This window comes from Paenibacillus agaridevorans (genome assembly GCF_003112455.1).
In the GTDB taxonomy this organism is placed as follows: domain Bacteria; phylum Bacillota; class Bacilli; order Paenibacillales; family Paenibacillaceae; genus Pristimantibacillus; species Pristimantibacillus agaridevorans.
In genome coordinates, this window is the sequence record NZ_BDQX01000304.1 from 1 (window position 1) to 13221 (window position 13221).

Sequence of the window (13221 nt, forward strand, 5' to 3'; positions counted from 1 at the left end):
TTCGCCATTCCCGGCTCCTCGGCCAGCGCCTCCGCGCCCGCTATCGCCGCGGCCGCCGCCGCGTCCGCCACCGCGCCCATCATCGCTTCGCTTGCCGAAGCCGCCGCGTTTACCCCCACGTCCGCCTCCTGCGCCGAAGCCAGCGTCGGCTACGCCCTTGTAGCTGCCCCGGGGTTTCATGTCGACGAGCTCGAAGTCGATGTTGTACTCATCCATATCCACGCGAGACACGCGGATCTTCACTTCATCTCCGATTCGGTATACTCGGGAGGTGCGTTCGCCGATCAGTACCATATGAAGCTCGTGGAAGTGGTAGTAGTCGTCAGACATATCGCTCAGCCTGATCAGACCCTCTACCGTGTTCTCCAGCTCGATGAACATGCCGAAGCTCGTCACGCTGCTGATAATGCCGTCGAACTCCTCGCCGACCTTATCCAGCATGTACTCGCACTTTTTCAGCCGGTCCGTGTCCCTCTCCGCATCTACGGCGAGACGTTCCCGCTCCGAGGAATGCTGCGCGATATCCGGCATACGTGCCGTCAGCGCCTCATGCCGCGCTTCTGTCAGCGCCCCGCCGCCTTCCAACACCTCGCGAATGATGCGATGGATGACCAAATCGGGATAACGGCGGATCGGCGACGTGAAGTGCGAATAAAACTCCGCGGCCAGACCGAAGTGGCCCAGACTCTCCGGATCGTATTTCGCCTGCTTCATGGAGCGCAGCATCATCGTCGAGATAACCGTCGCTTCCTTCGTTCCCTGAATCTCCTCGAGCAGCGTCTGCAAGGCGCGCGGATGGACGGAGTTGCCCTTGCCGCCCTTGACGACGTAACCGAAGTTCGCCGCGAACTGCATGAACGTCATCAGCTTATCCTGATCGGGATCCTCGTGGATCCGGTACAGGAACGGCACGCGCAGCCAGTGGAAATGCTCCGACACCGTCTCGTTCGCGACGAGCATGAACTCCTCGATGATTTGCTCCGCCACGGAGCGTTCGCGCTTGACGATGTCGACCGCCTTGCCGTTCTCGTCCACGAGAACCTTCGACTCCACGAAGTCGAAATCGATCGCGCCGCGCTTCATGCGCTTGGACCGCAGCCGCATCGCGAGCTGTTCCATCAGAGCGAACATGTCGAGCAATCCGGCATAACGCTCTTTCAGCTCTGTTTCCGGCTCCTCTTCGGTTGCCGTCAGCAATCGTCGTACATTGGCATACGTCATCCGCTCCGTCGTCCTAATGACGCTCGTAAACACATCGTGGCTCACGCGCTTCAACGTCTTTGCGTCAAATTCCATATGGCAAGACAACGTCAGCCGGTCTACCTGCGGGTTCAACGAACAGATGCCATTGGACAGCCTGTGCGGCAGCATCGGAATCACGCGGTCCACGAGGTACACGCTGGTGCCTCTGCGGAACGCTTCCTGATCCAGCGCAGACTTCTCCCGCACATAGTAACCGACATCGGCAATATGGACGCCCAGCAGGTAGTTGCCGTTCTCCAGTACCTTCACATGTACGGCATCGTCAAGATCCTTGGCATCTTCGCCGTCGATCGTGACGATGACTTCGTCGCGCAGGTCCCTGCGCCCCTGATCGCGAATCTCTTCCTCGGTAATCTTATCCGGAGCCGCTTCGGCCTCCGCCATTACATCGTCCGGAAAACCTTCCGGCAGCTGGTGCTTGCGAATGATCGACAAGATGTCGACGCCGGGATCGTTTTTGTGTCCCAAAATTTCGACGATCTCGCCCTCAGCCGCCGAGCGCCCTTCCGGATACGAGATGATGCGTACGACGACCTTCTGTCCCGTGACCGCGCCCTTGAATTCACCCTTCTCGATAAAAATATCCCGGTTAATCCGTTTGTCGTCCGGGATAACGAAGGCATATACCTCGTGGTTCTCGAACGTGCCCACGACCTGCGTGACAGCACGCTGCACGATGCGAGCAACCTCGCCTTCCATGCGGCCGCCGCCCTCGCTTTTTGCCGTAATGCGGACGAGGACGATGTCTCCGTTCATGGCGCTTTTCAGATCATTGGCGTGAATGTAAACGTCGGGATGATCCTTCTCGTCCGCGATCAGGAAGGCGAAGCCCTTGGCATGAGCCTGAATCTTGCCTCGAAGCAGATTCATCCGCTCCGGCACCCCGTAACGCTCGGTACGCGTACGGAGCACCTTGCCCTCTTCCTCCAATTTGTTGAGCAGCTTCAGGAATTCCTTGAATTCCGCCGCTCCCTCAATGCCGAAGTGCGCCTCCAGCTCTTGGTACGTCATCGGCTTGTAAGCCGTCTCTCTCATAAAATCAAGCAGTTCCTGCTCGCGTTCCACCATGGATGGCCTTCCCCTCGTGAACCGCCGTTTCTCGCCAGACTAGCAGGACGCTAGCTGCATTCGCGGCCGGTTGATAGATAGTCATATACCATGTAGTATACACGAAATAGGAGCCAATCAATCTTTCATGCAGAATATTTTGCCAAGCGGCGCCCTTGCCATGTCAGTTGCGACCTATTGCAGTTGCGCTAGCAGCCTGCCCCGGATATCGCCAAGCGTATGCTCCCGCACCAGCTTCCCGTCCACGAATACATCCTCCAGCAGATCGACCTCCGGGAAAGCCTCGTACTTCTCTCTGCTGAGGTTATCCACATAGGTTATGACGCCTTCTTTTTCGATGACGCGTACAAGCCCCGTTTGCGACTTTTTCATCTTGTTGCTGTCCGTTTTTGGATCTTTGAAAATAAGTCTCTCCTCGCCGTTTACCACCGTAAACGTCGACTTCAGCGCGAAGCCGAACGTATCCCGCGTATTATACTGGTACGTGAACGAGCCGATGCCGTAGACCATGTTGGTCGACGCGAACCCTTTGGCCGCAAGCTTCTCGCAGATCTCCCTGCAACGGTCGATGGTGATGGCGTCGCCGTAGATGGCGCCGATGTGGCTGTCGAGCTGCTTGTAGCCCTTCTCCGTAACCGTGCCTCCGAAAATCTCCCACAGCAGCTCGATCACGCCCTTGCGTTCGAACTCGTCTTCGCCGTCCGGGTCGCCGCAAAGGATAAGCACGGGATCGCCGCTGTCCGGACGAATGACGACTTTGCCGTCGCGGCTTAGAATGTCCTCTTTCAGCCCCCGAATGACGACGTCGATGACGCTCCACAGATCCCATGTGTCCGATACGATCGACACGAAGCCGTTCGGGTACACTTCCTTGATCAGATAGCGGTACGATGCCATCTCGTCGCGGCCGTGCGCGCACATGACGCTGTGTTCCGTTGCCGGGATCGACGTGCCGACCAGCTCCGCCTCGATATTTGCGCCGTAGTAATTCTCCAGGTAAAGAATCGCGGGGATGGTGTCCGTTCCCGTGAACGACAGCAGGTGGCCCGCCCCGCTGCCCATCGCCGCCTCAAGCGAGCCCATGCCTCGCATCGAGAAGTCATGCCCCTGGAAAGGGACGAACGACGTATCGCCATTCGTGCGGAGCGCGTATTCCTCCAGAATTTGACGATACTCGAACGCAAGCGTCGCGCTGTTGGCAGGCATCCACAGCTGGCACGACATCAGCGTCTCCAGGTAGTTCGTCAGCCAGAAGAACTCCGGCTTCGTATTCTCGATCGTCAGCATCGGCACCTTGATCGGCACCGGCGTGCCTTCCTTCACCGCTTTGATCCGGATCGGCAGGTATCCCAGATCGTGCAGCTCCGCGATGTGGCTGGCATCCGGATCCGCAACGCCCAGCGCGTGCCGAATCACCCGGGCGTACTCTTCGACAACCGACGTTTTGGGCTGCCCGAAGAAATGTTCGTCGAAGTAAGCGATCAGATATTCCTTAATAAAAGCCTGGAAACCAAACGCGATGACATGCTCCACGTCCGCGAGGCGGCTCGTTCTTGCCGTCCAGGTCGAGTAGACGAGCTCCGTTCCCTTCGGATATTGGTTTTTGTGGCTTACCTTATAGAAGTCGCACAACAGCGTTGCCGGGTATACGAATTTGTCAGTCATGATAGAATCCCTCCGATTTCAGTTATACGAATACGTTCCGTTCCTTGCGCCGCATCCAGAATCGTGTCGGTCGTGAACACCTTGTCCACGAGCCCGCTCCCCAGCATATCCCCTTTGAAAACAGCGTCTTCGCAATGGCCGACCAGCAAGTAAACTTCCGAGGCCCCGGCCTCTCTTAACCGCTCGGCGCTCCGGAGGAACGTGCCCCCGTAGGAGCACAGATCATCGACGATGATGGCTTTAAACTCTGTTGTGTCGATGTTCCCGACAAGCTCCAGACTGCGAATTTCGCCGGTTTCGAAGTCCCGCGACTTAAAGCCCACCAGTTGCTTAAATCCCTTCACTTTGCTATAGCGCTTCTGCGCCCCCGCATCGGGGAAAAACAAGAAGTCTCGCGAAGCGTCGAAGCCCGTCTCTTCCATCACCCGTGCCAGCAGCAAGGACGTCGGATATTCTGCCTTGCTCCGGTCTAGCAGCGCGGTCGTTACGTCGGAATGCGGCTCCACCACCGTAATCTCCTCAAAGCCGAGTCCGTTCAGGAAGGATGCCGTATGCTTCAGCGTGAAGACGGAGTCTCCTTCCGTCCGGTCCATTCTGCTGTATGGCATGTATCGAACGAGCAAGGATACCTTACTCTGCATCTCGTCCAAGTGCTTCTTAACGAACATCAGCTTGATGAGGTCGCCATCGTTCCCGTATTTAAAGTCGAGCAGGTTGTTCTCTCTTGCCAATCCTTTGATCTCTCCGCCGTCCACCAGCGTCTCCCCGTTCGGGAACGTCTTGAACGTCAGCCGCACTCCGTTTAACGCGATCATGTCGGTACACCCTCCAACAACTTCTATTTGATATTATCATATTGACTATATCAATAATTGTCAACCATCTCCCTGTAAAATAGGCTAATCGCCTTATCCAAGGTAGTCCGTTTGGGCTAAAGTACAATAAAAAACGGCTAGCCGCCTCTTCCTTCCGGGCAGAAAAAAACACCCTGACGGGTGCTTCAATCGCTCAGATGTGCAAGGCTGTCCTTCTGACGGGCAAGACCATCTAAGCAACTTTTTTCTATATTTCGGCCCTATAACGGCACCTACAACCTTACCTTCTGCCCGAGCTTGGCGCTTCGAACAGCGCCGAACACCATGTTCACGCTTTTAATATTGTCCAGGCTATCCGTTTCTGCCGGACGTCCTTCCTCAAGAGCGGCGAACATTTCGTCCAGGCAGCCTGGATGACCTTCCGCACCGTGCCACGTATTTTCGCTTTCGATACGAAGCTGCTCCCTAATGAAACCGTCGGGCTTGTCCGGGTTTGCCCTTTCGCCGTACGGCATGGATTGGCCGTCCCAGCGCACGCTTCCTTCGCTGCCCGTAATCCGCCAGTCCGCTTCCCAAGATGTGTTCAGGCCCTCCGCGCACCACGACCCCCGATAAGTAAACACCGACCCGTCGCTCATCTCGAAGATGCAGACGGCGGATGCGTTGCCTTTGTACCATGAACCCGGAGGGTTGTATTCATGACAGTAGACGGATACGGGATCCGCTCCGCTGATGAACCGGGCTTGGTCGAACGTATGGATGGCCATATCGACGATGAGCGGACTTTCCATGGCATCCCGGAAACCGCCAAAGTGAGCGCCGATAAAGAAGTCCGCATGAAGCGAGCCTACCTGTCCGATGCTGCCCGATCGCAGCATCTCCCGCAACGCCCGAATTTGCTTTAGATAACGGCGATTCTGCATAATGGCGTACCGTTTGCCGGTCGCCTGGCTAAGCTCCACGATCTCCAGCGCGTCTTCGTAAGACTCCGCCATAGGCTTCTCGCCGAACACATCACAGCCAGCGCGCAACGCTGTCGTCACGATCTCCTTATGGCTAGCCGGGATCGTCACGTCGAATACAAGATTCGCCTCCGTCACCGCCAACGCTTCGCCAAGACTCGTAAAAACAGGCACATCCAGCCCCCGCTTCGCCGCCATCGCCTTGGCCGCCTCCTCATAGATATCGACCAAGCCAACAATTTCGGCATTCTCCCGCTGAGCCGCATAATCCAGCCACGCGTTCGACATGCCTCCGCAGCCTGCCACCACGATTCGATGTTTCATCGCCATTCCCCGCTCTCTGCTAATCTACTTCTTCTTTATCATACGTTAAGAAGCTCATGACCACTAGCACGCAAACAATATTGAATGCTCTTTTCCCACACGACGGATTGTAACTCGCTGCTAACCGAGCGTCGTTGCACAGTCGTGGCCGGGCCATTGAAGTCGTTACGAGTGGTATCGTAATAGGGCTATTTACCATAGGGGGCGTTATGTTGGATTTCGCAGTGCAGGCGGTTCACGTTACTAATCAGAGTATGACTAAACAACCAGTCTCCCATTTGAATTAGGAAACTGGTTGACCTATACATGATTTATACAGTCATTGAGGTAATGCGTAGTAGTAATAACAACTCAAATATTTGGTTTCAACCTTTGTTTTCCCTCTTTTCTTGAATTCTGGAAGACTCTCGTGCTTTGGATTCTTCGAGAATTCCGAAAAATATTCCTGGGTATAATCTAACTTTACGGTACACGGTCTAGCAAAATGTATAGCGTCATTCATTCTGCAGCGAAGCATTGCAATTCTTGCTCCTCCGTTTGGAAGTTCATCTTTACGTATAATCGCAGCATAGTGGTCGGATTGTAATTTAGGAAAGCCCCAAGAGTATCCATATAAATCCTCTATCCCCAAGTATTCCATAAACGGTTTTGAATCGCCCTGCAAATAAAATTCCATGTTAGCTTCACATAAAATTTCGCCTTGATTGCAATTAGGATGGTCACCTTCGATTTGAAACCAATGCGCAATAATCGCACCTGGACGATCGACCGCACAGACCTCTAGCGTTTCATTAGGAATCGTCAAATGACCTCGTCTATAATCGACATATAAGTAACCGGTATTTTCAGGGATTGGACTTAGCTGTTGTTCCCATTGAATATCCGTATATCCAATTAAATCTGTGTTCGTAGGATTCTCCAGTTCAATTCTGATCGACTTTTTAAACGGCATAGGAATTCTAAAATTATGCGAGTACATGATCTTCGAAAAATATACCGTATCGTAATATTCCGCACTAAATTCAATATCACATAAAAAATCAACAAAAGGGATTTGAATCGATGGCCATTCTTCATTGTCATACCATACTCTAAAGATGATGTCTTTCATTGCTTTTTCATCTCTTGGCCATTCATTTTTTATATCCGTTAACACCCTGCGATCCATATAATTTGAAGCATGAATAGAAGAGATAACACCCGGCCCTTCTACATTGAGTATCGTTACTCTACTGCCAGCAAACAACTCCTGTTGTTCCGGATACTTGTCATATGGCCATGTATTGGAGCTTAATCTGCTTTGCTTCATACCGATTTCCGTTAATTGCTTCCAATCATACATTTCCTTTTCCTCCTGACCCATTTGCCTCGCAATGGTTAATAATCCAACACAACAATCTGATGACATTCTACTTTAGGAACTTTCATTTCAATCTGTGTATCTACTTGTACGAATGGTATTTCCTTCATTTCTGGTGCAAGATAGATGCGTTGGATCGGCTCCTTGACATGTACTTTGACATTCACATCATACAAAGGAGGCAGGTCATCTATAACAAGCGTTCTTCCTCTTTGAATCGGAGTCGCATATAATAGATGCAGAACATATCTATCCTTCTCTACTTGCTTAACAAAGCGGGCTCTACCCGAACTCGGCATATCCGCCTCCATAACATTATTTTTATAGATTAACTTTAATGCTTGTAAAAAATAATCCCGATGGAATTGAGCACCATGGTCATAATAATTCCTGCAAACCGAATGCGCCAAATATACAACGTTGCCTTTTCTAATAACGCCCGGATGCTTTACGTCTAACTGATAGGGTGTATTCAAATGTGAACAATACTGTGCATAGGTTCTATTAAAATAAGGATCTACTACAGAAGCCAGCACTTCTCCCTCTGTCACCTCAATCAGCTCGGAACCTTCATAGAAAAGCACGGGACTATTCACAAGTCCACTCCAAACCGAATCATGCAACTGCAAATAGTCATTGTCATACTTGGATTTCCCCATATAGCTTCCGCCTATATCCACACAAAAATGCGTTTTCTCTTCATCGAGTCCACTTTGTCCTGTGAGCAGGAGACTTCCTCCTTGTAACATATAGGCTTGCAAACGTTCGGCTTGATGTGGATTTAGTAAGACACAATCAGGCAAAATAATCGTTTCAAAACGACTTAAATCCACTGTGCTATCAGTCACAATGTCGAAATCATAATGTCCCTCAAGGAGCATTTTGACTAAGCCTTCATCGGACTTTACCTGCCCGGAGAGCATGATCCCTAACTTCGTTGTCTCCATCGCATCAAAGCACCACGGTTCAATTTGCTCCACATATTGATAGGCTTCACCGATCAAACGATAGGTCTCCATATCCATATGACCTGATGGATGAAGCTGATCTCCAATATTGCAGCGAGCTCCATAGGCTAATAACGAAGACACTTCATAACGAAGGGCATTTGTTGATTTAAATCCTCCAAATTCCCCCCACGAGGTATGGAACTTACCCGTCATACCCAAATAATCTTTGCCGCTTTGCGCAAAATACTTAGCCCTGGATGGCATCTTATCGTAGCCGCCCCAAGTCGTTGGCAGATCCTCTAATTCAAAGTGAGTTTGCCAATCATGCCACTCCGGCTCATATGGCGAAGCGCTGCCATTAAAAAATATAGAAGCATCCGGTTTCTTCTCAACGATGATCTCTGAACATCTGGACATAAATCGTTGCCATTTTATCTTATGATATACTCTGGCGCTTACTTCGCTGTCAGGATCTAAACCTTCATGGATCATCCCTGCCCGGCAATTGCCGCACCAGCACAACGACCAAAAACAAATATCATAGAACAGCCCATCCACTTCATATAAATTGCACACTTCTCTTGTTTGAGCATAAATGAATTCGGCATACTCTCCACTAGGGCATAAAAATTTCCAAGATACGCCTGGACGTTGATCTTCCGGCTTAGCAAGCGGATCTATGCCAATCGTTGTCACTGAACCATCTTGGTTTCTTACAACCCAATTTGGATATTCTTCAGCATCATTAGCAGAAAATCCTACGGTGATATAGATCGGAGCTCGAACACCAATTTCATGCGCAGCCTCAATTTGTTGTTTCATTAAATCAAACTGCAAGTTGGGATGTACCTTGCCTATAGAAGTTGGATAATACGACCAACCATGATGGCACTTGGCAAAAACAGTTATAGAGTTGACCTTGCCTAATTGCAGTGCCTGCTGAAATTGTTTCTTATCGAACTTCTCGCCTATATTAGGGATCCATTCTGAAGTATGAAAGTCCAGATGCACTTGTCTGCTAGCTAATCGCTTCATTAACAACATGACTCCTCGTAGTTAGTTTAATTGTTTACATATCTCGTATTTAAATAACTGATGATATGGATACGTTCCGCATCCGTGAGCACTTTATCATAGATAAAGATTTCTGTAATGTCGCCATGTATGGTTCCCGTACCGTTCTCACCAAGCATAAATCCCGACCAGTTATTAGGATTTGTCTGCAATACAGGGCTGGCACTATGATAATCGTCTCTATAAATAAATCCGCGACCCTCAACCGAGCTATACGAGTAGGCCCACCTTTGAAACACATCTATTGCATAATTGCCCCTCTTATACGTTGAGTTAGATGGTTCCATTCTAGTTGCGATGTCTGTACCTACATAAAGCCCACCATTCTCATCCGTGTGCATGACAAATTCGCCCCAAGCGCCTGACGCATACATTTTTTGATTGTAATTTGCTAATTCCGCAGGACGCAGCATGAAAATGATTGTGAAATCATCCATATTCCCCGTTAGACTGGGGATAGACATAAAATCGTTAACACCATCAAATCTAATAACAGGTCTGCCATTCACTTCATGATCAATCCATGCAGGTTTGTTGGATATATGACTCTGAATCGCATGGTTTCCATTTCCGGATAAATCCTGCCACGTACCTATGAAACCATTGGAATCTTTGATTACTCCGGCATCCGCTCTAAGCCAAAGCTTTAGATTACTTGCAGCAGGCGGATTGAACCCGCTATCGTAAACCTTAAAAGCATCAACAACCATTGCACTCCCGGATTTCATGACCCCCTTTATGGTATGAAGGCCATTCGCCAATTCGCCCGAAGAAAATACCGTTTGCTGCACCATCGATACCGGGCTATAACAACTGATCGTTTCTATATAGACACCATCAAGATAGATATCGATATCGCCGCGGTCCAAATACTTTTCACTTATTAAATCAACCCCGCTTCCAGTAAACGTAAACTCAAAATAGTCATTCAACGTATTCGTGTGATGAACATCATCCAAATAATTACCATATCCACGTCCAGTGCTGTGCACCCATGAACCCGAATAATGAATTTCGGATCTGTCATTATTAACTGGAACATTAAATTCCGGATTATAGATCTTAACGGCATCTACAACCATAACAGTCCCTGTTCTTTTTACTCCTCTTAGCGTATGTTTCCCATTCACTAAATTTCTTTCAGAGAAAATCGTCTGATCAACCTGTGAACCTGAGCTTATATAACTGCTCACGGTTTCCTTGTAAATATCGTCTATATAGATGTCTATATCGCCACGATCCATATACTTCTCACTAATCAATTCAATGCCTGATCCCACAAATGTTAATTCAAAGTAATCTCCATTGTCTGCCGTATAATGAACATCGTCTTTATAGTTGCCAAAGCCGCGTGAACCAGAATAATTCCAATTTCCGATATAAATAATAGAAGGCGCAGTATCATTCACTTTTTGACTTAGCTCATCCTCTATACCGAAGATTTCCAAACTGCTAATGGCCATCTGCGTCCCCGCTTGACCGCTATTGTCCGGCTTAACCGCCTCAATCATGACATATCTTGCGGAAACAGGATTGAACATGGTCGTAATGGCGCCTCCCGTTCCGCTTGTTACACTGGCTGCCGTTGCATAGTTGGTACCATCTATCGAAACCTTGATCTTGTATTCCGTGGCATAGAGCGTTAGATCTGCCGAAGGGATTTGCGGGAACGTAACGATAACTTTATTAATATTTTTTACACTTCCCAGATTTACGACTTCTCTCCACTTCCATTGTCCGAATGCTTGAGCATAAGTGCTGTCATAACCGTCAACCGCTCGACATCCATCCGAACCCGGATGCACAGTCGCATAGGAATCATCCAAGTAAAATGCATAACATGGTTTCTCAAAGGCCAAGTCGCCTATTGTTGACTGCGGCGGTGCAGGTAGCGGTGTATACGTATTCGATGTGATACCTGCGTTACTCACAATAGCTTGTGCAGAAGCAGGTCGTACACCGGAGTAATAGTTCGTATTACTGATCGAAATCATTGTTCCGTTATTAATTATGTTTGTTGAATTCGTATAGTTATTATCGACCTTGATATGATTGATAGAAGACTGCCAAATATAGAGCCAATTTGCAGATCCCATATTTTCCACTACATTATTGATAATCTTAAGATAACCAGAACCCTCATCAGGATAAATTCCACCGTAGGAATTGTTCATATTCGTTATATAATTGCCTTCTATCACCGTATCAGGTTGTGTATTTAAAGTATAAATACCTCCACCATCACGCATTTTCTTCATATAATCACTTATTTTATTCCATGCAATCCGATTGGAGCCTAATGAGAACTCATCCCACATCACTCCACCCCAGCCATCCCATCCCATTGAAATGCCTGTATAGGGAATATTGCTGATGTCATTATGCTGTATATCGATTTGCTTGCCAAAAAAAACAGTAATGGCTGGAGAAGACCAATATTCATTCGCTACATTCGAAATCAAGTTATTTCTGACTAAAATATTGCTGCACAAAGCTTCTTGTAAAGACGAATCGATATGTCGATGGTGCCAGGTTCCTATAATAATTGCATCTGCGGATACATCTGTAATTGTATTATTAATGATTTGAGAGTCTTGTACATCGTTATCCATCTTTATGCCTGCTGCACCCAAATGTTTTAATCGATTGCTTTCGATTATGATTTGGTTCGCATGCTCGACATCTATTGCTGCAGAAGGCATCACTCCATTCGTGGTGAACACGGTTTGATCCACCTCGTTTATCCAAAAACTTGCCTGAAGCGGCGCTACTCCTTGAGTAGAGGCTCTTAATTCAGTAGTATGAGCAAAAGTTAAGCCTTGAATGGTAATATGGTTGGCCTGCGAAGTCATTGATGCGCCTTTAATTGATAAGAGAGTCGTCACATCATCGTTCGGAATATACGCTTCTAAGGCATTCATATCCTCTCCCGGCTTAGGCCAGTAATAGAGCGTAGAAGTCGTTTGATTGAAATACCACTCTCCCGCTTCGTCCAACAATTCTTTTGCATTTTCAATATAAAACGGATCAGTTATGGCAATAGTGGTGAAGCTCGCATTCATCGTCATAGCCCAATCAAAATAGGGTTGCTGCATCAGGATAATTTTCTCTCCAGCGGCTCCATCCATAATCTGTGCTACCGGCAGCCGAGTGTTGACCCACTCTCGCTTCCAATTAATTTCAACATCACTAGCATTATCATATATATCTACTACACTACCATTCACGATAAAGCCATCAATCTTCGATGAAGCGTCATAATGATAACCTAGAGCCGTATTCAAAGTCGAAGTTTGAGCGCGTTGCGCGCGTTCCCCGTTGACATAAAGCTGTCGGAAATTCGACACCGAAGATACCGTTGCTTTATAAATCCCGCCTGAATCCAGCGTCCAGCCTGTTACCGGAACCCCTCCTGTAAGTACAGGAACTTCTGTCTGATAAGCCCTGTAGATAACCCGATATCCTTTTGTGCCGGAATCAAGCTCATTAAGCTGAATCGTATCGTCCAGCTGGTACGTGCCTCCGCGAAGATAAACCATAATATCTCCTGTCATATTCTGATTGATCATTCGTACAGCATCCCTGGCCTTCTGAATCGTTTGGAAGGGAGCGCTCAACGTACCAGGGTTACTGTCACTGCCTGAAGGCGAAACATAAAAGGTCGCCTGATTGGAAGCGCTAACATAAGTGGCCTGTATCGGAAAGATATTCAAGGCGAACATAAATAGTCCAATCAACAT

General features: G+C 48.6%; 7 protein-coding genes. All 7 read right to left on the minus strand.

Annotated features, from left to right (window positions below):
- Positions 1 to 2328 (minus strand): ribonuclease R (gene rnr, locus PAT3040_RS24915; RefSeq protein WP_108994815.1); only part of this gene is annotated, 2328 nt, incomplete at its 3' end.
- A gap of 177 nt (positions 2329 to 2505) precedes the next feature.
- Complete coding sequence (locus tag PAT3040_RS24920; RefSeq protein ID WP_108994809.1) at positions 2506 to 3996, minus strand: nicotinate phosphoribosyltransferase; 1491 nt, start codon at positions 3994 to 3996, stop codon at positions 2506 to 2508.
- Positions 3993 to 4811 (minus strand): phosphoribosyltransferase family protein, encoded by an 819-nt coding sequence (locus PAT3040_RS24925; protein WP_108994810.1) that lies wholly within the window; start codon positions 4809 to 4811, stop codon positions 3993 to 3995. Before PAT3040_RS24925 ends, PAT3040_RS24920 begins: the two co-directional genes overlap by 4 nt.
- A gap of 272 nt (positions 4812 to 5083) precedes the next feature.
- Positions 5084 to 6103, minus strand: coding sequence for a Gfo/Idh/MocA family protein (locus PAT3040_RS24930; RefSeq protein WP_108994811.1), 1020 nt, complete (start codon positions 6101 to 6103; stop codon positions 5084 to 5086).
- A gap of 313 nt (positions 6104 to 6416) precedes the next feature.
- On the minus strand, positions 6417 to 7439 hold the full coding sequence (locus tag PAT3040_RS24935) for a DUF2961 domain-containing protein (RefSeq protein WP_181376815.1): 1023 nt from the start codon (positions 7437 to 7439) through the stop codon (positions 6417 to 6419).
- A 35-nt stretch (positions 7440 to 7474) separates the two neighbouring features.
- Positions 7475 to 9442, minus strand: coding sequence for an alpha-amylase family protein (locus tag PAT3040_RS24940; RefSeq protein ID WP_181376816.1), 1968 nt, complete (start codon positions 9440 to 9442; stop codon positions 7475 to 7477).
- Positions 9443 to 9468: 26 nt separating this feature from the next.
- Positions 9469 to 13050, minus strand: a complete 3582-nt coding sequence (locus tag PAT3040_RS24945; RefSeq protein WP_181376817.1) for a galactose-binding domain-containing protein — start codon at positions 13048 to 13050, stop codon at positions 9469 to 9471.
- Positions 13051 to 13221: the final 171 nt, after the last annotated feature.